The organism is Blautia sp. AF14-40, assembly GCF_003479665.1.
GTDB classification, from domain to species: Bacteria; Bacillota; Clostridia; order Lachnospirales; family Lachnospiraceae; genus Fusicatenibacter; species Fusicatenibacter saccharivorans.
In genome coordinates, this window is record NZ_QUHK01000013.1 from 1 (window position 1) to 21,139 (window position 21,139).

General features: G+C 46.2%; 20 protein-coding genes and 1 pseudogene. 20 read left to right on the forward strand and 1 reads right to left on the reverse strand.

Translation table 11 applies throughout. The features are described from left to right. Nucleotides 1–233: 233 nt before the first annotated feature. The gene (locus DWW13_RS10545; protein ID WP_442857774.1) at nucleotides 234–593 is read right to left on the reverse strand and encodes a helix-turn-helix domain-containing protein; all 360 of its coding nucleotides are present in this window, start codon (nucleotides 591–593) and stop codon (nucleotides 234–236) included. Nucleotides 594–752: 159 nt separating this feature from the next. On the opposite strand from DWW13_RS10545, the gene DWW13_RS10550 reads away from it, so the two are divergent. The 20 genes and pseudogenes from DWW13_RS10550 (at nucleotide 753) to polA (ending at nucleotide 21,106) form a co-directional block, all read left to right on the forward strand. Then, nucleotides 753–938: a helix-turn-helix domain-containing protein gene (locus tag DWW13_RS10550; protein ID WP_069410400.1), complete on the forward strand. Its 186-nt coding sequence runs from the start codon at nucleotides 753–755 to the stop codon at nucleotides 936–938. Continuing rightward, entirely contained in the window at nucleotides 931–1,632 is a 702-nt protein-coding gene (locus DWW13_RS10555; protein WP_069410401.1) for a response regulator transcription factor, read from the forward strand. The genes DWW13_RS10550 and DWW13_RS10555 overlap by 8 nt, the downstream gene beginning before the upstream one ends. Next, complete coding sequence (locus DWW13_RS10560) at nucleotides 1,629–2,570, forward strand: sensor histidine kinase (protein ID WP_117846282.1); 942 nt, start codon at nucleotides 1,629–1,631, stop codon at nucleotides 2,568–2,570. Before DWW13_RS10555 ends, DWW13_RS10560 begins: the two co-directional genes overlap by 4 nt. An 86-nt stretch (nucleotides 2,571–2,656) precedes the next feature. Next, nucleotides 2,657–3,580, forward strand: a complete 924-nt coding sequence (locus DWW13_RS10565; protein WP_117846281.1) for an ABC transporter ATP-binding protein — start codon at nucleotides 2,657–2,659, stop codon at nucleotides 3,578–3,580. Beyond that, nucleotides 3,574–4,281, forward strand: a complete 708-nt coding sequence (locus tag DWW13_RS10570) for an ABC transporter permease (protein WP_118720049.1) — start codon at nucleotides 3,574–3,576, stop codon at nucleotides 4,279–4,281. Before DWW13_RS10565 ends, DWW13_RS10570 begins: the two co-directional genes overlap by 7 nt. A gap of 661 nt (nucleotides 4,282–4,942) precedes the next feature. Further along, nucleotides 4,943–5,383, forward strand: a complete 441-nt coding sequence (locus tag DWW13_RS10575) for an RNA polymerase sigma factor (RefSeq protein ID WP_069410405.1) — start codon at nucleotides 4,943–4,945, stop codon at nucleotides 5,381–5,383. Beyond that, the gene (locus DWW13_RS10580; RefSeq protein ID WP_069410406.1) at nucleotides 5,367–5,615 is read left to right on the forward strand and encodes a helix-turn-helix domain-containing protein; all 249 of its coding nucleotides are present in this window, start codon (nucleotides 5,367–5,369) and stop codon (nucleotides 5,613–5,615) included. The genes DWW13_RS10575 and DWW13_RS10580 overlap by 17 nt, the downstream gene beginning before the upstream one ends. 432 nt (nucleotides 5,616–6,047) lie before the next feature. Further along, entirely contained in the window at nucleotides 6,048–6,197 is a 150-nt protein-coding gene (locus DWW13_RS19035) for a hypothetical protein (protein ID WP_178761796.1), read from the forward strand. Between the two features lie 64 nt (nucleotides 6,198–6,261). Then, nucleotides 6,262–7,821: a recombinase family protein gene (locus DWW13_RS10585; RefSeq protein ID WP_118720051.1), complete on the forward strand. Its 1,560-nt coding sequence runs from the start codon at nucleotides 6,262–6,264 to the stop codon at nucleotides 7,819–7,821. Between the two features lie 20 nt (nucleotides 7,822–7,841). Beyond that, a pseudogene (locus tag DWW13_RS10590) lies at nucleotides 7,842–8,099 on the forward strand (manganese catalase family protein); the annotation flags it as partial. Between the two features lie 165 nt (nucleotides 8,100–8,264). Beyond that, entirely contained in the window at nucleotides 8,265–8,555 is a 291-nt protein-coding gene (locus DWW13_RS10595; protein ID WP_117510326.1) for a phage holin family protein, read from the forward strand. Between the two features lie 61 nt (nucleotides 8,556–8,616). Next, nucleotides 8,617–9,729 carry an N-acetylmuramoyl-L-alanine amidase gene (locus tag DWW13_RS10600; RefSeq protein WP_118720053.1) on the forward strand — a complete coding sequence of 371 codons (1,113 nt, stop codon included), beginning with the start codon at nucleotides 8,617–8,619 and terminating at the stop codon, nucleotides 9,727–9,729. 188 nt (nucleotides 9,730–9,917) lie between these two features. Continuing rightward, nucleotides 9,918–11,765: a glycerophosphodiester phosphodiesterase gene (locus tag DWW13_RS10605; RefSeq protein ID WP_118720055.1), complete on the forward strand. Its 1,848-nt coding sequence runs from the start codon at nucleotides 9,918–9,920 to the stop codon at nucleotides 11,763–11,765. A gap of 30 nt (nucleotides 11,766–11,795) precedes the next feature. Continuing rightward, a complete protein-coding gene (locus DWW13_RS10610) occupies nucleotides 11,796–13,028 on the forward strand; it encodes an FtsW/RodA/SpoVE family cell cycle protein (protein ID WP_082426238.1) in 1,233 nt (410 codons plus the stop codon). 95 nt (nucleotides 13,029–13,123) lie between these two features. Continuing rightward, a complete protein-coding gene (gene acpP / locus DWW13_RS10615; RefSeq protein ID WP_022462712.1) occupies nucleotides 13,124–13,357 on the forward strand; it encodes an acyl carrier protein in 234 nt (77 codons plus the stop codon). Nucleotides 13,358–13,499: 142 nt separating this feature from the next. Continuing rightward, nucleotides 13,500–14,951 (forward strand): glutamate--tRNA ligase, encoded by a 1,452-nt coding sequence (gene gltX, locus DWW13_RS10620; RefSeq protein WP_022462713.1) that lies wholly within the window; start codon nucleotides 13,500–13,502, stop codon nucleotides 14,949–14,951. Continuing rightward, nucleotides 14,948–16,768: an ATP-dependent helicase gene (locus tag DWW13_RS10625; protein WP_118720057.1), complete on the forward strand. Its 1,821-nt coding sequence runs from the start codon at nucleotides 14,948–14,950 to the stop codon at nucleotides 16,766–16,768. The genes gltX and DWW13_RS10625 overlap by 4 nt, the downstream gene beginning before the upstream one ends. A gap of 150 nt (nucleotides 16,769–16,918) precedes the next feature. Continuing rightward, complete coding sequence (locus tag DWW13_RS10630) at nucleotides 16,919–17,911, forward strand: 2-hydroxyacid dehydrogenase (protein ID WP_022462715.1); 993 nt, start codon at nucleotides 16,919–16,921, stop codon at nucleotides 17,909–17,911. A 163-nt stretch (nucleotides 17,912–18,074) separates the two neighbouring features. Beyond that, nucleotides 18,075–18,434, forward strand: a complete 360-nt coding sequence (locus tag DWW13_RS10635; RefSeq protein ID WP_022462716.1) for a zf-HC2 domain-containing protein — start codon at nucleotides 18,075–18,077, stop codon at nucleotides 18,432–18,434. Continuing rightward, nucleotides 18,431–21,106, forward strand: a complete 2,676-nt coding sequence (polA, locus tag DWW13_RS10640) for a DNA polymerase I (protein ID WP_118720059.1) — start codon at nucleotides 18,431–18,433, stop codon at nucleotides 21,104–21,106. Before DWW13_RS10635 ends, polA begins: the two co-directional genes overlap by 4 nt. The last annotated feature ends 33 nt before the right edge of the window (nucleotides 21,107–21,139 follow it).

Here is a 21,139-nt window from a genome sequence, read left to right on the forward strand (position 1 = left end):
CTTTCCATTCCGAGGGTTTGGGACACTTCCCAACAAGCAATTTTCAACCGACGCACCACAGGACGGGAGGGCGAAAATACGGAAAAGGGTACTCTTTTCCTATGCTTGCTACGAAACTTAATCCCTTACTACCTACAACACCGGGAACGGCAAATTTGACGAACTTTCCCAAAAGAAAAACGCCGCAATCTGCGACGCTTCAATCACTCTATATAAACAAAAACGAGAGAACTTTATTCTCCCGTTTCGTCCTTGTTGGCTTCCTCTATTCCTTTGGCAGTAGCAGACAGGATTTTCAAATCTTTTTCACTCATACCGTCGAGCATGGTATCGAGCTGACGGCGGCGCGTGGACTTTTCCTGTTCCCGTTCAGGGAAAAAGAACTGGTCTACTGATACATCAAGCAGGGTTACAAGCTCATATAAAATCTGTAAACTTGGGTGCTGCCCGCTGTTCTCAATGGACGCGATATATCGGGGCGCAATATTCAGTGTATCGGCTAACTGATTGCGTGATATTCCCTTTGCTTTTCTTGCGGCTTTAATAGCTTGCCCGAAAGCCTTAAAATCAAATTTTTCTTTGTTCTGCTTCATAGTCATTTCACCCAACTACATTGTATATTTCATCTTCCTTTCGAGATATGATTACATACATCATGGTACGGATAGAAATAGAGCATATCATACACTTGCTATTGTTCGTCTATCCGAGTATAATTATTCTGATAGAATTTGAAGAAAGGACGGTTGACTATGGAATATATTTCTTGCCCCGAAGCAGCAAAGAAATGGGGGATTTCTGAAAGGCGAGTACAGATACTTTGTAAAGAAGATAGAATACCGGGAGTTTCTAAAATCGGTTATATGTGGCTGATACCAAAGGACGCAGAAAAACCTGTTGACGGCAGAAGAAAGGAGAAAAAAGCAATTTATGAATAAACACAAAATTCTGTTAATTGAAGATGATACAGAAATCAGCGAAATGCTGACTAGTTATTTAACGACTGAAAATTATGAAGTTATTTGTGCAGTTGACGGACAAGAAGCCTGTAATCAATTCGATACTTCTACATTTAGTTTAGTTTTGTTAGACCTTATGATACCCAAAATCAGCGGTATGGACGTTATGCAGTATATCAGAAAAAACAGCGTAGTTCCTGTTATTATTGTGTCGGCAAAGGATACCGAAGCAGATAAAACTTTAGGTTTGGGATTAGGTGCTGATGATTATATTACAAAGCCCTTTTCTGTTGCAGAAGTTTTAGCCCGGATAAAAGCAAATATAAGAAGAACAACCCAGTATGATAATACATCGGTTACTGCTCCGGCTATACTGGCTGCCGGAGATTTGGTAATGAACTTATCCGACTATTCCATTACTAAAAAAGGGAAAAATATTGAATTGACCGCAAAGGAATTTGATATTTTGAAATTACTATTGCAAAACCCTAAAAAGGTATATACCAAAGAACAAATATATTCCCTTGTTTGGAATGACGCATATTTAGGAGATGAAAATGCTGTTAATGTGCATATCAGCAGATTGAGGAATAAGATTGAGGACGATACCCGAAATCCCCGTTATATTCTAACAGTTTGGGGGATTGGTTATAAATTGGGAGATACGCTATGAGTGAGCCGACGATTATCTTTTTTCTTTTGATTTGTATTGTAATTTTACTCATAACAGTTTTGTATCAGCAATTTGCTTTTCGCACTGGAATACAGAAAAAAATACAAAAAATCAGCGAAAAGCTAAAAGAAATAACTGATACAAACAGCTCCGAGCGCGTAATGGTTTTTACCGAAAACAAAGAACTTATGGAACTTGCTGCGCAAATAAACCGTTTGTTGGAAAATCATCTGAAAGTAAAAGCTGATTATTGTCGTTCGGAAATTGCTTCAAAAAAAATGCTTTCTAATATTTCGCATGATATAAAGACACCTATGACTGTCATCTTGGGATATTTGGAAATTATGCGTATCAATGGGACAAGTACAGACGAAATGTTAGGAAAAATCGAGCAGAAAGCAGAAAACGTCATGGAATTGATTAACCAGTTTTTCACTTTGGCAAAGTTAGAGTCTGGCGATATGGATATAGAACTATCAAGAATTGATGTGTGCGAGGTTTGTCGTGAAAGTATCTTAGATTTTTATGGAATACTGACAAATAAAATTTTTCAAGTTGATATTGATATACCGGAAACTTCTGTTTACGTTCATGGAAATAAAGAAGCTATACAGCGCATTTTATTTAATCTTATTTCTAATGTTATCCGGTATGGAGCAGATGGAAAATATTTAGGAATAAGTTTAAGAACAGATAAAAACGCAGTATTTATTGATGTGATTGATAAGGGAAAAGGCATTGACAAAAATTTTGCAGCTAGTGTATTTGACCGCCTTTTTACTATGGAGGACTCCCGAAATCGTAATATACAGGGAAATGGTTTGGGGTTGACAATTTCTAAAAATTTAGCATTACAGCTTGGCGGAGATATTATTTTAGACAGCACTCCAAATATAAAGACAGTATTTAGTGTCAAACTTAAAAAAATGTCTTACTAAATGCCGCGAAAGAAATTTGTAAGGATTATTCAAGAGTTTTGAAAATCGAAACCGTTACAATGGTATGTAGAAAGGAGATAAGAAATATGCAGTACATTTTACAAACTAATCACATTACGAAAACCATTGGCGGAAGAAATCTTGTAAATGACGTTAATCTCCACATAAAAAAAGGAGAAATCTATGGCTTTTTAGGACCGAACGGAGCAGGTAAAACAACGGTTATGAAGATGATTACAAACCTTTGGAAGCCTACCAATGGAACTATTGAGATTTTTGGAGAAACACTTTCACCACAATCCTATGAGGTCTTAAAACGAATGGGAAGTATCATTGAATTTCCCACCTTTTACGACCACATGACAGGATATGAAAATCTGAAACTCCATTGTGAATATATGGGGTACTACAATCATGGCAGCGTAGAAAATGCGCTTGATATGTTGGGTTTATCCGACGCAGCCGGGAAGTTCGTTAAAAATTACTCTCTTGGCATGAAAGAACGTCTTGGAATTGCACGCGCTATTCTTTGTAAGCCGGAGCTGCTTATCCTTGATGAACCGACAAACGGACTTGACCCGGCAGGAATGAAGCAAATCCGCGACCTGTTGAAAACACTCTGCACCGAATATGGCATAACAATTATGATTTCCAGTCATATTCTTTCAGAGATTGAAAGTATTGCTGATACTGTCGGTGTAATCAATCATGGTGTGATGATGAAAGAAATCAGCATGAAAGAAATCGAGCAAATGAGTTTAGCCTATATTGAATTGTCTGTACTAAATACGAAAAAGGCGGCTTATGTGTTAAGTGAAAAACTTGGAGTTGATAATTTTAAGATTATTGAGGACGAAAAAATCCGCATTTATGACAGCCATGTATCAACACAAGACTTATCGAAAACTCTTGCTTTGAATGATGTTGAGGTAATATCTCTTGGCAAAAAAGCGGAAACTTTGGAAGATTACTTCCTAAAAATGACTGGGGAGGTGGAGAAATCATGTTGAAACTGATTAAGTTGGAATGGAAGAAAAACAATATCGGCAAATATGTCCGTAATGCTGTAATTTTGGCAGCGGTTCTCTGTCTATTCATGTTCGCACTTGCCTATCTTGGTATTGCAAACGACCCGGATACTGGCGTACCAGACGCAGTTCCCGGCAATAATACTATATCTTCGCCTATTGAATTGTTTACAAGTATGTCTTTCCTTGTATTTACCAGTGTTATGCTTTCTTCGTTCATTGTGAGTGCATACAAGAATAAAACCATGAATTTAATGTTTTCTTATCCGATAAAGCGACAGAAAATCCTTATTTCACAAATGCTTGCGGTATGGATTTTTAGTTTTACTGCTTTAGTGCTTACAAAGTTATTACTTTATGGGTGCATTTTGATTGGTTCACAGTTTATGGTATCTGCTTTTCCACTTGATTTTAATATGGCAAGTTTGAGCTTTTATGTGCAGTTAATTTTGAAATCGGTTGTCATAGTAACAATGAGCTTTATAGCCCTGTTTATTGGCTTGGCTATGAAATCGTCAAAAGCAACTATCATATCCTCATTTTTGCTTATTATACTGACGCAGGCAAACATAGGCGACTTTACTATGGCAAACAATGCTATATTCCCTGTCATATTAACGCTTATCTCACTGATTTTTGCTTTTCTCTCCATACAGGGTGTTGAAAACAAAGACTTAATGTAGGAGGGATTATGACGAAAAAAACAGTAATGCTACTTTAGATATTACGACCCGTTTTAATAAAGCGGCTTATAACAAGGAAACTTTCGCTTGTAAACAAAGGATAATTGGAGAGGGACAAAACAAGTTAGAAATCAATAGTGATAATAGTACGGAAGTAGTCAAATAATACGTAAAAGTAGAAACCGCCCAACGGAAAATAAAAAAAACCGTTGTTCGGCGGTAAAATTTTCACGCGCCTTACAGAATAGAAGCAACCTAACAGCGGTTTTGAAATAACAATCAAAGCCGCTGTTTTCTTTTTCAAAAGTGAGAATACGGAGGGTGTGTTAAAGTTACCCTTTTTTGAGGATATGGCGGTATCAAGGAGGTATCGCCATGTCCTTTTTACTATGCCTTAATGGGTTACTATCAAAAAAAGCCATTACCCGCCAATGGGATATTCCGGCTACATAGATGAACTAAAAACTCATATATATACTTGCGATATTTCCTTTGCGCCCGTCTGCGTTTTGCAGACGGGCGCATTTTGCATTTTCTCAAAAAATTTTTTGAGAAATTCCGTAAAACCTCCGACTATTCGGGGGTGCGTGGTTTTGAGGGTTTACGAAAGGGGACATTTCAAAACTCTACCGCTTTCGCGGCTGCGAAAGGGGGTGAGAACATGAACGAGCCTATTCGTACCCAATGGCAAATCCGTTGCGCTTTTAACGGCTTTTGCAAACAGGCGTTGAAGCGGGAAGCTATGAACGCCAGCAGGGACATTAAGCGGCAGCAATTACGCGAGGTTACTTTTTCCGACCTGTCGCCACAGGAAGAAAATCAGCTTTTTGTCTACGACCAGTATTTTGTAGATGATGAAGCGGAACAGTCTTTTGTTGTTGGTGGCAAGGAAATTACTGCGAAGCTGCTTGCCGAAGCTCTGCACAGTTTGCCGGAAGAAAAGCGCGAAGCTGTCCTGTTGTATTACTTTTTTGATATGAGCGAAACAGAAATTGCAAAGCTCTGCAACATTCCGAGAACAACAGTACGCTATCGCCGGGAAAGCTCTTTTGAGCTGTTAAAACGCTATTTGGAGGAACGCGCCTATGATTACACAGATTAAATCAGAACAGGACGAGCGCGGCTTGTTGCCTTACCCGGTAATCATAGCCGCAACTAAGGGCGACCCGGAAGCTATGAACATTGTCGTACAGCATTACGAAAGTTACATAGCGTCCCTATCTATGCGAAAGCTGCGCGACGAGCGCGGGAATACCTATTGGGGCATAGACGAGGATATACGCGACCGTTTGCGTTCGCGTCTTATGCGGGCAGTCCTTTCATTCAAGGTTTGAGATAACCACAAGCAGCGTCCCCCTTTCCGCTGCCTGTTGACTTGACCTTGCTTGCTCCTTGAAAAAGAAAGCGACGCAAGATAACGGCGACGCAGTATAGGGCAAATCGGATACGTCCTTTTTGCGTCGAGCCATACGGCGGGTGCGCCATGACACTTTTCCTCTATTGGAGAAAGTCGAGCGACCACCACCACGCCGGGGAACAAGTGTAGCGGCTTGTGGCGACGACACGCACTAAGGGTAGACAAGCCTTTATAGCCATAGTCCGAGCGTTAAAAGCGTCGCAGGCATTGGGTAGAGCTGCCTTAACGGGCAGGGGTGGAACTCCCGCGAGGTTGTGCTAACAGCCGTCCGATGAAAGCCCCTTTGTTGTAATAGTGGACTTGCCACTTTTCATATAGTGTATTAGCCATTCTTGAAAGGGGGCTAATTATGGCAAATAACGAAAAATCTAAGAACATTTGTAGTAGTGTTTTCAAAAGCGGCGAAAATACGACTACTAAAAGCCAATTCACGCAAAAATGGATTGAGCTTATCAATAAGTTAGAAAAAAATAAAGGAATAACCGCGGCGCAGCGATAATGACAAGCTTCCTCTATTATGGTATAATTCCATTAGAGGGAGCTTGTTTTATCTCTGAGGAGATATGAACATGAAAGTAGCTATTTACTGCCGCTTATCCGAAGAAGATAGAAACAAGCAATTTGAAACCGACGACAGCAACAGCATACAAAATCAAAAAGCTATGCTGCTGCAATACGCTATGGAACAGGGGTGGGAACTTTACAACATTTACAGCGACGACGACTATACCGGCTCTGACCGCCGCAGACCAGAATTTAACCGTTTGCTCAAAGACGCAGAACAACACAGATTTGATATTATCCTTTGCAAAACACAGTCACGTTTTACCCGCGAACTGGAACTTGTAGAAAAGTACATACATGGACTATTCCCTATTTGGGGTATTCGTTTTATCAGTATTGTTGACAATGCAGATACCGCTAACAAGGGAAATAAAAAATCCCGTCAAATTAACGGGCTTGTCAATGAGTGGTACTTAGAGGATATGTCTGAAAATATCCGAAGTGTCTTAACAAACAGACGTATGAATGGTTTTCATATCGGCGCATTTGCTCTTTATGGTTACAAGAAAGACCCAGACCAAAAAGGGCATTTGATTATTGATGAAGAATCCGCTGCCGTTGTTCGAGAAGTGTTTACCCTGTTTTCACAAGGTTACGGTAAAACTGCAATCGCCCGTATGCTCAATGACCGGGGCATACCAAATCCAACAGAATATAAACGTCTACATGGCTTACGATACCAACAGCCGAAAACAAGAAACAGCACTCTTTGGAAATACTTTGCTATTTCCGATATGCTGATAAATGAAATCTATATCGGCAATATGGTGCAGGGGAAATATGGTAGTGTGTCCTATAAGACGAAACAAAACAAACCCCGCCCGAAAAGCGAATGGTACATTGTCGAGGGAACGCATGAACCTATTATTGACCGGGAGTTATGGGACAGAGTGCAAGCGTTAATCGAACAAAGGGCAAAGCCCTTTGATGTTGGCACAATCGGTTTATTTGCAAGAAAAGCCCGTTGTGCGAACTGCGGTTATACAATGCGTTCTTCCAAAAATCACAATAAACATTATCTGCAATGCTCTAACCGCCATGTAGCAAAAGACGCTTGTATTGGCTCTTTTATTTCTGTTGATAAACTGGAACGACTTGTAATTGACGAGTTGAACCGTTTGGCTACCGAATATCTTGACAAAGACGAGTTAGAACAGAACATTGAATTTTGTGATAACTTACAGGAGCAGAAAGCCCGTCTACTCTCTAACCTTACCGTTTATCAAAAAAAGGTTGACGAGTATTCAAAGGGTATTCGAGAGCTTTATATGGATAAGGTAAAGGGCTTAATTTCTGAAAGCGATTATGTGGATATGTCAAAAGGATTTACCACAGAGCGCGACCGTTTGGAACGTGTGATTGCTGACGGAGAAAAGCAGTTAGCCGAAATCGAAGAAAAAATTGCGGCGGGCGATAATCGCCGCGAACTGATTGAACAATATACCAACTTGGAACATCTTACCCGCGAGATTGTGGAAACGCTGATTGATTATATATCTGTCGGCAAACGTATTCCGGGAACAAGGGACGTTCCGATTGAAATTCACTGGAACTTTTAATCAAAAGTTGTTCTTATATGATTGCAGCAGAGCAGAAAGCCCGGTCAACGTATGATAACATCCTTCGTTTGGTAAAAGATCCTGAAGTTGCAGATCCGATTCGTTTCCTGCGGGCGCGTGAAGTTGTGCATTTCCAGCGTTTTGGTGAAGCACTGCGTTCTGTACAGGATGAATTGAATTCGAAGAACTTTTATGCGTTTAATCCGTCGTTTGATGCAAAGACTTTCTGTGCGGCACCGCAGCCAGGGGCAGGTCAGGGGAATTGCTGCACAAGATAGTAAATTAAAAATCAAAGAACAGCACACCACTGGAAAATCCCATCTGAAAAACAGGTGGGATTTTTTGGGTTTACAGTAAGAAAATCTTATCCAGTCGTAAATCATTATCCCATCATAATATAGAAAAAAGACTTTCAAAAACAGAACAGTCAGAAAGGATGTTCCATGGAAGCAATGAATTATGTAAAGCCCGAACTCATCGTCGTTGCGTTCGTGCTGTATTTTTTCGGTGTTGCTTTGCGGCAGTCGCAGGCGGTGAAGAATAAGTACATTCCGCTGATCTTAGGCGGCATCAGCATGGTGCTGTGTGCGGTTTGGGTGATGGCGACGAGTGAGATTGAGACGGCGAAGGAGGGGGCGATGGCGGTTTTTACGGCGGTCACGCAGGGGATTCTGGTGGCGGGGCTGAGCAATTATGTGAATCAGATTATCAAGCAGATCCATAAGCCGGAGTGAACGGCGCTTCAAAAAATCTGTGTTATGCCGGAGCAGTCTGAACCGTCAGAAAGGGGAGAATATGAGAATTGATCGGTCGTATCTTGGCAATCAGAATACGTATGCGGAAAACAATCCCAAATGTATCGTAGTCCACAACACCGACAACTTCGCAGCAGGTGCCGATGCGCGGGCACATGCGAGAGCACAGCATGACGGGAATTTCCAGAACATTTCCGCACACTATTACGTCGATGACGGTGACACAGCCTACCAGGCGGCACCGCACAGCCGGGGGTGCTGGCATGTCGGCATTAATTACGGAGGAAAAAATCTGTTTCAGCAGTACGGCAACAAGAACAGCATCGGTGTGGAGATGTGTGTGCAGGCCGGGTATAATTATGAAAAAGCATTTGAGAATACTGCGGCACTGGTGCGGGAGATCATGCGGGAGACGGGGATTCCGCTGGAAAGAGTCTATCGTCATTATGACATCTGCAGCAAATACTGTCCGAGCCAGATCATGAACCGCGGTGACTGGGACCGCATGAAGCGGATGATCGGAAGCGGTGCAGGGAGCACAGGAACGGGAACAGCAGGCAGCGGAACAGGAAAAACGTATGCGCCCGGGATCTATCAGGTGCAGACAGCGGCCCTCAACATCCGTCAGGCACCGGATGCGGACAGCAGGATTGCCGGAACGATCCGGGATCAGGGAAGCTACACGGTGACGGAAATCCAGAACACAAGCTGGGGACGGCTTCTCTCAGGGGCAGGCTGGGTCAACTGCCATACAGCGTATTGCCGTTATGCCGGTCCCGCAAAAGAAAAATCGGCAGAGACAGCAAAGCCATCCGGAAAGACAGTCGCAGAGGACGGAATCTGGGGCGAAAATCTGACGCGCCGTCTGCAGGAACTTTTCGGCACACCGCAGGATGGAAAAATCAGCAATCAGCTGGCCGTCAACCGGAAATTCTGTGATGGCATCACAGCCGCCGAGTGGGACAGTACGCCAAAAGGCGGATCGGCCCTTGTAAAAGAAATGCAGAAATGGGCATCGGCCGGCATGGACGGCTATATCGGTCCGCAGACAATCCTCGCCTGGCAGAAAAAACTCGGCACGCCAATCGACGGCACAGTAAGCAGCCCATCCGCCATGGTAAAAAAACTGCAGAAGTGGTGCAACCAGAAATAGAAAAAAGAATACTCAAAGACCCGGTTTTGTGTTATACTGGAAGATAGTTTAAAATGAACAGAAAGAAAAAGAGCTTCAAAAAAGACTCGAAGTGTCAAATGTAAAATACAAAAGAGAAAAAATAAAGGTAATTTTTGCATACAGATTCATCGGGGGGAATTGCGGCTGACAGGAGAGAACAACAGCAGATGAGAAAAAAGGCAGTAAAAAATGCAGGAATGATACGAATTTATCTGAATATGGCATGGAAACTTTTGCAGAAAGACCTGCTTAGCATCGTGATATTTGAGACGGTCTACCGCCTGTTTTCCAGCCAGCTGGTTTCAAGACTCGCCAATGCGGCGATCAACTTTTCCTTAAAACAGCTGGGAACGAGTTATATGACATCGGAAAACTTCAACAAGATCATGCTGCATCCGCTGACCCTTCTGCTGATTTTTGGAATTCTGCTTGTTTTCTTTTTCTGTATGTTGTTTGAAATCTATGCTGTCATGGCGGCTCTGGAGGCCTCCTGGAAACGAAAACGGATTTCCGTTCCTGCCATGATGCTTGCCGGCGGAAGAGGAGCCGCACAGTTTGTGCGCGCCCGCCCGTGGACCTGGTTTTTCTACATGGCGGCGAGCTTCCCGTACCTTTGGCTGCACAGCAGCTACAGCGCCATCCGCAGTATGAAACTGCTTCAGGTTTCCCTGACGAAGATTTTCAATGCCTTCCCGGCATACTGGATCCCGGTGGTGCTGACGATTCTGCTTGTCGCGTTCTCGTTTGTGTTTTCCTACACCATCCCGTTCCGGTGCATGATGACGGAAAAAGAGAAAAATACCCATCTGCGGGTGCGCCAGACACTGGAAAAACGCGTGCTGCGTGAGCTTGGCATCAACGTCTCTTTCCAGGTGATGATTTTTCTGATTACGTGGGTTCTGTATCTGATTTTCGGAACGGCTGTCGTTGCCTATGCAAAGCTGGTGAAAACGCCGTCTACCGTTGTCAGTACCGTCATCGTCTACGGTGACTGGGTCAAATCGACGATGAGCCTGATCGGCGGAGCGTTCGGCCTTGTCGGAAGCATTACGTATCTGTATCTGATTTTTATCCGTTCCTCCCGAAAGGGCTACCAGAAGAGCCGGACAACGAAAAAGCCGAGCTCGAAGCTGGTACGCACCTTCTGCGGTCCGGTAACGGCGGTGGTTCTCACGATCGCCATGCTGGCGGGAGAAACGGTTTATCTTGTATATGCCATGCGCGCAACACGTGCAGAGGCAACGGCTTCCTCCCAGTATATTTCGGTGTCAGCGCACCGGGGCGGAGCCAGAAAAGCACCGGAAAATACGATGAGCGCGATCAAATATGCAGTGGACAGCATGTCGGATTACGCGGAGATCGATGTACAGGAGACGAGTGATGGTGAGATTGTCCTTATGCACGACACAAATCTGAAGCGGACAACCGGTCTGAATGCCAGCATCTGGACCCTGACCTACGATGAAATCAGCCAGCTCGATGCCGGTGTACGATTCAACAAAAAATTCCGCGGCGAGCAGATTCCGAAGCTGGAAGAAGTCATCGCGTACGCGAAAGGAAAAATCAACCTGAATATCGAAGTAAAATACAACGGCCACAACCAGAATATTGTCAAAAAAGTGGTGAAAATCATCGAGGACAATGACTTTGTGGATCAGTGTGTGCTGACCTCCATGAACTACAATTTCCTCAGGCAGGCAAAGAAAATCAATCCGGATATCAAGACCGGGTATACGATGAAAATGTCGTACGGAGGCCTGGAGGATATGGACGCGGCGGACTTCTTTTCTGTAAAATATACGTACATCACAGAAAGCTTTGTAGAGCATGCGCACAGTCTTGGTAAAGAAGTCTGTGCCTGGACGCTGAATTATCAGGGAGATATGCAGCGGATGGTCAACTGCGGCGTGGACAACATTATCACGGACGATCCGGAGCTGGTGCGTAAGGTTATCCTCGGAACGACCGACCGAAATCCGGGCTTTGTCAGCCTGCTTGGCTATGCACTGAAATAAATGGAGTAAAACAATGGAGGTGGAAACTTCATGGCAGAGAAAGTAAACATGCCATCCCAGAAGAAAGAAAAGAAGAAAAAGAGGAAGAAAAAACTTCCTTCGGATTTTTATGATTATAACCTGCTGGCCTGCACCATTCTGCTGGTCAGCTTCGGACTGATTATGCTGTACAGCGCGAGCGCCTACGAGGCGGCCAGTACATTCAAAGGAAATGATATGTATTATTTCACGCATCAGGCGGGGCTTTCTGCTATTGTTCTGGTGGGGATTGTGATATTGTCGAAGTTTGTAGATTATCATAGTGTATGGTTCCAGCGGATTGCAGCACTGGTATACTGGGGAAGTCTCCTTCTGATGGCGGCGGTAAGGTTTACGCCGCTTGGTTATGAAGCCTATGGGGCGAGAAGATGGCTCCGGATCGTCGGTGTCAGTCTTCAGCCTGCGGAGATTGGAAAGCTGGGGCTGATTCTGTATTTGCCATACATTATCCTGAAGATGGGAAAAAATATGCGTACCATCCGCGCAAAAGCGATTGTCCTCGGACTTGGCGTGCTGCAGGCGCTGGCTGCGTGGATTCTGACGGACAACCTGAGTACCGCCATTATTCTGGGACTCATCGCCTGCGTCATTTTGTTTCTGGCGGACCCGGAGGTAAAATTTTATGCGCGTGTGATTCCGGGCGCGGCGGTAATTGGCGTTTTTGCGATTATCATTTTAAAAAATAATCTGCAGATCTTTGAAAGAATAGGCGGTGACTTCCGGTCGAACCGTATCTATGAATGGCTTTCCGGAGGCAGCTATCAGATTCTGCAGGGACTTTATGCGATTGGCTCCGGTGGATTTCTCGGAAAAGGACTTGGCAACAGTACGCAGAAGATTACAACAATTCCGGAAGCACAGAACGATATGATCTTCTCGATCATCTGCGAGGAGCTTGGAATATTTGGCGCGCTTCTTGTATTGTTGCTGTTTGGCTACTTGCTGTACCGTCTGTTTGTGGTTGCACAGAATGCGCCGGACGCGTATGGAATGCTGATGGTGAGCGGCGTTTTTGCACATATTTCCATTCAGGTTATTCTGAACCTGTGTGTCGTTCTGAAACTGATGCCGGCAACGGGAATTACCCTTCCATTTATCAGTTACGGAGGAACATCGGTGCTCTTTATCCTGACGGAAATCGGCATTGCCCTGTGCGTCTCCCGCTTTATTGTGTTCCAGGATGGAAAGAGCGGAGAAGGAGAGGCACAGGCGGAAGAACAGTAAAAGTAGAAAAATCTATTGACAAATGCCGGAATAACAGATACACTTTTTTCGAAAGAAATACTGGCTGCCGGGTAGAGGCAGAAAGGAGCAGAACAATGTTAGAAAAGATAAAAGAAATTTTAGTAGAACAGCTCAACTGTGATGCAGACAGCATCAACGAAGATACCTCTTTTAAAGATGACCTGGGTGCAGATTCCCTGGATCTCTACGAGATGGTTATGGCATTAGAAGACGAGTACGGAATTGAAATCGACACCGACGAACTGACAGACCTTTCTACCGTCGGCGACTTTATGGAATATTTGAAACAGCACGGCGTAGAGGTCTGAAAAAGAGCATTGCCGCTGGCAAAAGTGGAAGGATGGTGCAGCTCGGAAGAAACGCCGGGCTGTTTTCCATTCTAAATAAATGGTGGAAGGGAACAGACAAAAGGATTGTTCCAGAAAAACCAGAAATCAGGAGAAAAGAAAAATGAGCAATGTAAAAACAAGATTTGCACCGAGCCCGACAGGCCGGATGCATGTAGGAAATCTGCGTACTGCCCTGTATGCGTATCTGATCGCAAAACACGATGACGGAACCTTTATGCTCCGTATCGAGGATACCGACCAGGAGCGTTTCCAGGAAGGCGCACTTGATATCATCTACCGTACCTTAAAAGAGACCGGCCTGGTACACGACGAGGGACCGGACAAAGACGGCGGCTGCGGCCCGTACGTACAGAGCGAGCGTAATGCAGCAGGTCTGTACCTGAAATACGCAAAACAGCTGGTAGAGCAGGGTGACGCTTATTACTGCTTCTGTGACGCAGAGCGCCTGAGCCAGTGCAAGCGTAACGTAGGCGGAAAAGAAATCTCGATCTACGACAAACACTGCCTTGGTCTTTCCAAAGAGGAAGTAGAGGCCAATCTGGCAGCCGGCAAACCGTACGTCATCCGTTTCAATATGCCGACCGAAGGAACCACAACCTTCCACGATGAGATCTACGGAGACATCACCGTAAACAACGAGGAGCTGGAAGACCTGATCCTGATCAAATCCGACGGATATCCGACCTACAACTTCGCAAACGTCATCGACGACCATCTGATGGGTGTAACCCACGTTGTCCGCGGTAATGAGTATCTGTCCTCATCCCCGAAATACAACCGTATTTACGAGGCATTCGGCTGGGAAGTTCCGGTTTACGTACACTGTCCGCTGATCACCAACGAGGAGCATCAGAAGCTGTCCAAACGCTGCGGCCATTCTTCTTATGAAGACCTGATCGATCAGGGCTTCTTAAAAGATGCCATTGTCAACTTCGTAGCCCTTCTTGGATGGAGCCCGGAAGGAAACCGCGAGATCTATTCTCTCGAGGAGCTGGTAAAAATCTTCGATTACCACCACATCAGCAAATCTCCGGCCGTTTTCGATATGACAAAACTCCGCTGGATGAACGGCGAGTACATGAAGGCAATGGACGACGAGAAGTTCTATGAGATGGCGCTTCCGTATATCCAGAAGACAATCCACCGTCCGCTCGATTTTAAGAAAATTGCAGCCATGGTAAAAACAAGAATCGAAGTATTCCCGGATATTGCAGACCTCATCGACTTCTTCGAGGAAGTTCCGGAGTACGACGCTTCGATGTACACTCACAAAAAGATGAAGACAAACGAGGAGACCTCCCTTGCACTTCTTCAGGAAGTAAAACCGCTGCTGGCAGCGCAGGAAGATTTCAGCAATGATGCTCTCTTTGAGATGCTCAGCGCATTCGGAAAAGAAAAAGGATACAAGACCGGTTATATTATGTGGCCGATCCGTACCGCTCTTTCCGGAAAACAGATGACACCGGCCGGCGCAACGGAAATCCTTGAGGTTCTGGGAAAAGAGGAGTCTCTTGCCCGCATCGACAAAGCGATTGAGAAATTATCCAAATGATATATAATAATTCACAGAAAAAAGCGGTGATGCATACCACCGGCCCCATGATGGTCCTTGCCGGACCGGGGTCGGGGAAAACCGCAGTGATTACGGGGCGGACCTGCCAGCTTGTAACGAGCGGCATTTCCGCCTCTCGTATTCTTGTCGTAACATTTACGCGTGCGGCGGCAAAAGAGATGAAGGAGCGGTATTTGAAGGCGATGGGAAAGACGAGTACCCAGGTCACCTTTGGAACGTTCCACGGGGTATTCTACGCGATTCTGCGCCATACGTACCGCATGTCCGGCAACAATATTTTAAGCGAGGAAGAGAAAAAGCGGCTGATGCGCGAGCTGGTCAACCACTATGCCAGAGACCTGGAGGAAGAGGATCTCGAGGAAAATCTGGCGCGCGAAATCAGCACTGTGAAGAACAATCAGATCCCGCTGGAACATTACTATTCCGCCTGTATGCCGCAGGAAAAGTTCCGCGAAATCTATGAGGCGTATGAGAAATGGCGGAAGGAGAACAAAAAACTCGATTTCGACGATCTGATGGTGCAGTGCAAACGTCTCTTTCTGGAGCGGCCGGAGGTCCTCCGCGCCTGGCAGCAGAAATTTCAGTATATCCTGATTGACGAGTTTCAGGACATCAGCCCCGTGCAGTATGAGATTGTGCGGATGCTGGCGCTGCCGGAAAATAACCTCTTTATTGTCGGGGATGACGATCAGTCGATTTATCAGTTCCGCGGGGCCAAGCCGGAGATCATGCTGAATTTTCCGAAAGATTACCCGGGCGCGGCGCAGGTAGTGCTCGATAAAAATTACCGTAGTACGGAATTTATCGTGAAGCGGTCCCAATGCCTGATCCACCACAACAAAAAGCGGTATGAAAAGGTGATTTCCACCAACAACGAGAAAGGCGCTCCGGTTGCAATCCGGGGATATAAGAACCCGCGCGAGGAGATGCGTGCCGTTGCCGAGGAGCTGCGGGAGGCGGAGAAAAACGGCTGTCCGTATGAAGAGATGGCGCTTTTGTTCCGCACGAATCTTGGCTGCCGGACAGCAATAGAGGAACTGATGGAAGCACAGATCCCGTTCCAGATGCGGGATACCCTGCCGGATCTCTATGACCACTGGATTGCGAAAGATCTGCTGACGTATCTGAATCTTGCGATGGGAAGCCGGAAGCGCGGCGAGTTTTTAAAGATTGCCAACCGCCCGAACCGTTATCTGTCGCGGGATGCCTTTGAGGAGGCGACTGTTTCGTTCGATGCACTTCTGGAATATTACGAAGAAAAAGACTGGATGTGCCAGCGGATCCGCAAACTGGAGCAGGATATCACGACACTGACGCATTTATCGCCGTTCGGCGCGGTCAATTACATCCGCTATGCGATCGGCTATGAACAGTATGTGAAGGAATATGCTGCATACCGCCATCTGAAAGAGGATGATCTGATTTCCGTTTTGGACGAGCTGCAGGAGGCGGCAAAGAGCCAGAAAAGCATCGAGGGCTGGTTTGCACATATTGAGGAATACCAGCAGAAGATGAAGGAAAAACAGAAGCAGCGCGCAGAGAGTGCGGAAGGAGTTATGGTTTCCACCCTGCACAGCGTCAAGGGACTCGAGTACGACAAGGTCTATCTTCTTGACGTCAACGAGGGCGTAATGCCGTATCAGAAAGCAGTCCTTGCGGAGGCGATCGAGGAGGAGCGGCGGATGTTCTACGTCGGAATGACGCGCGCCCGGAAAGAGCTGACGCTCTGTTATGTGGAGGAACGGTTTGAAAAGAAAGTCGAGCCGTCCCGGTTCCTGGACGAGGTGATCCAGTAAATTTGTACTGTTGTGAAAGATGTTGAAAATAAATTTACTAATTGATAAAATTTTAACAAATAATACATTGACAAAGTTTTAACAATGAAGTATAGTAATACCTGTAAGCGGGAACAATAAGATGACCGCAAAGCGAGGAGGAAAAACATTATGAAAATTTTATTTTACGATACCCAGAGCTACGACAGAGAATCTTTCGACCGAACCAAAGAGCAGTTTCCGGAAATTGAAGTGGAATATTTAAAAACCGGACTTGCTGCAAGAACCGCTTCCCTGGCAAAGGGCTACGATGCCGTGTGCGCCTTCGTAAACTCCGATGTCGGAACAAAAACCGTAGAAGCACTGCATGAGGCAGGCGTCAAGCTGATCCTGATGCGCTGCGCAGGCTTCAACAACGTAGATTTAAAGACAGCTGCAAAATACGGCATTGATGTACGCCGTGTACCGGGTTATTCCCCGGAGGCTGTAGCTGAGCATGCGATGACACTGGCCATGACGGTCAACCGCCACATGCACAAAGCATATACGAAAGTAAGAGAAAACGACTTCAGCCTGGGCGGACTGATGGGATTTAACTTCTATCAGAAGACCGCCGGAATCGTCGGAACCGGAAAAATCGGTGCGGCTATGGCAAGAATCTGCCGCGGTTTCGGCATGAAAGTCATTGCTTACGATGTATACCAGAATGAATCCTTAAAAGATTTTGTTACGTACGTAACTCTTGATGAACTGCTGGCACAGAGTGATCTGATCTCCCTGCACTGCCCGCTGATGGACAGCACATACCACATGATCAACCGCGAGAGCATCAAAAAGATGAAAGACGGCGTGATCCTGGTCAATACGTCCCGCGGAGGTCTGGTAAAGACAGACGACCTGATCGAGGGAATCCGTGCAAGAAAATTCTTCGGCGTTGGCCTTGACGTATACGAGGAGGAAACCCCGAACGTATTCGAGGACCGTTCCGATGAGATTCTGGAGCACTCCACCACAGCACGTCTCCTGTCCTTCCCGAACGTTATGATCACTTCACATCAGGGATTCTTCACCGAGGAAGCACTGCGTGCGATTGCAGAGACCACACTGCAGAATGCGCTGGATTTCGAGGCAGGAAAAGAGACCCCGAACATTGTCCGTGCATAATGGAAATCCACTAGAAAACAGTTATCTTATAAGAGAACAAGAGACAACCCATTTTCGGCGGGTTGTCTCTTTTAAATTATAAGAAAATAGTGTATGATGGTAGATAGCAGAAAAAACGGCCAGAGAAAAACACTGGCCGGATACAAAAGGAGAGCAGGATTTTATGGACTGTAAAGAAGCAGAAAAATTAATACAGCCATACGTGCAGGGAAATATGCCGGAGAAAGAGATGGAACCGTTTATTTCCCATATCCGGAAATGCCATACATGCCACGAGGAACTGGAGACATATTTTATTGTGAACCGTGCGATGGCATATTTCGAGGATGACGCGCCCGATTCCTACAATCTGACAGGACTTCTGGAACGCGATCTGGAGAAAAAAGAGGAAGAAGCGAGACACCGCCGGTACAAAGATACGTTTTTCCGGGTGCTGATGCTGATTCTCGTTCTGTTTCTGGTGCTCCTGGCTCTGCACTATTTTGAAGTGATAGAATTACCCTGGCTGAAAGGATTATTATGAGTGATAAAATCGTATTACTGGACGGACACAGTATTCTGAACCGGGCTTTTTACGGCATACCGGATCTGTCCAATGCAGAAGGACTGCACACGAACGCCGTATATGGATTCCTGAATATTCTGTTTAAAATTCTCGATGAGGAGCAGCCGCAGTATCTTGCCGTGGCGTTTGACCTCCATGCACCGACATTCCGCCACAAAATGTATGACCAGTACAAGGGAACGAGAAAGCCGATGCCGCAGGAATTGCGCGAACAGGTCCCGGTGATCCAGGAAGTGCTCGCAGCAATGGACATTGAGATTGTTACAAAAGAGGGCTATGAGGCGGATGATATCTTAGGAACGCTCGGCCGCAAATGCGAGGCGGAAGGGATGGAAGTTACGATCGTATCTGGAGACCGCGATCTGCTGCAGCTTGCAACGGACCACATTCTGATCCGGATTCCAAAGACCGTGAAGCGTGTGACGACGATCGAAAATTACCACACGGCAGAAGTGCTGGAAAAATACAGTCTTCTCCCGAAACAGATCATCGATCTGAAAGCGCTGATGGGCGATACCGCAGACAATATCCCGGGTCTGCCGGGTGTCGGCGAGAAAACCGCGACGAAAATCCTGCTGCAGTACGAGACACTGGAAAATGCGCATGCACATTTCGAGGAGATCAAACCGAACAAGGCAAAAGAGGCGATGCGTGATCATTATGATCTGGCGGAATTAAGCAAAAAACTTGCAACGATTGATACCGATGCGCCGGTGGAGCTCGACCGTGAAAAAGCGGCACTCTCGAATTTTTATACACCAAAAGCGTATGAGATGTTCAAACGTCTGGAGTTTAAAAACCTGCTGGGCCGCTTCGAGGAGACGAATGCAGAACCAGAGGATGCCGTCTTTCTGCGCACCGTAACGGATTTTTCCGAGGCGGAAGAACTCTTTGGAACCATCGCGAAGGAGGAGAAGGCAGGAGCCGCTCTTCTGACAGAAGAAACCCCGAAGGACGGACCGATGGCAGATCGGAGCCGTTCACTTGTCGGTATGGCAGTTGCGTATGGAAGCGGAGAGCCGGATGTTGTTTACTTCCCAGCAGAAGGTTTCCTGACCGGAGATTATTTAAAAGAAAAATTGACTGAGCTGCAGAAGCAGATTCCGGTTTTCTGCGTCATGGACGGAAAAGAATTTCTGAAGGATATGCCGGACGCCGATGAAGCCCATCTGTTTGATGCCGGAATTGCCGCGTATTTATTAAATCCATTGAAATCACAGTATTCGTACGATGATATCGTAAAAGAGTACGTACACCGCTATGTGCCGGCAGTGGAAGAGATCTTCGGCGGAAGCAAGATTCCGGCCGCAGGAAAGATGACGCCGGAACAGCAGGAGTCGTATGCAGGTCATCAGGCGTATGCTGTATTTGCCGCACAGGAAAACATGGAAAAGCTGCTGAAGGAGCAGGGCATGTGGGATCTGTACCGGAATGTGGAGATTCCGCTGGTGTTTACGCTCCGTCAGATGGAAGCGGATGGAATCGCCGCAGAAAAAGAAGCACTTTCCGTTTACGGAGCTGAGCTGGCGGAGCGGATCGGAGAGCTGGAGGCACAGATCTACGAGGAGGCCGGCGAGGAGTTCAACATCAATTCCCCGAAGCAGCTTGGCGTGATTCTGTTTGAAAAGCTGCAGCTTCCGGGCGGCAAAAAGACCAAGACGGGTTATTCCACTGCCGCCGATGTGCTCGAAAAGCTCGCACCGGATCACAAACTTGTTGCCGATATTCTGGAGTACCGCCAGCTTGCCAAACTGAAATCGACGTACGCCGACGGTCTGCAGGCCGTGATCGGGAAAGATGGAAGAATCCATTCGACATTTAACCAGACCATCACCGCGACCGGCCGCATCAGCAGTACCGATCCGAATCTGCAGAACATTCCGGTGCGGATGGAGCTTGGCCGTCTGATCCGGAAAGCCTTCGTGCCAAAGCCTGGCTGTGTCTTTCTGGATGCCGACTATTCCCAGATTGAGCTCCGCGTGCTGGCCCATATGTCGGGCGATGAAAACCTGATCGAGGCGTACCGCGAGGCGGAGGATATCCACCGCATGACGGCATCGAAAGTGTTCCATGTGCCGCTTGAAGAGGTAACACCGCTGCAGAGAAGAAATGCGAAGGCGGTCAACTTCGGTATCGTATACGGCATCAGTTCGTTCGGTCTGGGCCAGGATCTCGGCATCAGCCGGAAAGAGGCAGAGGCCTATATCCAGCAGTATTTCGAGACGTATCCGGGTATCCATGAGTTTTTGAACCGCTGCGTGGAGGATGCCAAAGAGAAAGGCTATTCCGTGACGATGTTCGGACGCAGACGGCCGATGCCGGAGCTGAAATCGAGCAACTTTATGCAGCGGTCATTCGGCGAGCGCGTTGCGATGAATGCGCCGATCCAGGGAACGGCGGCGGATATTATTAAAATAGCGATGATCCGCGTGGCGAAACGGCTGAAAGAGGAGCAGTTAAAGACCAGACTTCTTCTTCAGGTACACGATGAGCTGCTGCTGGAAGTGCCGGAAGACGAGCTCGAAAAGGCAGAACAGATCCTGGAAGAGGAGATGACCGGGGCGGCACATCTGGCTGTCAAACTCGAGATAGATATGCACACAGGAAACAACTGGTACGAGGCGAAATAGCGCACTCATACCAGGAGCGAAAGGATACAAAAG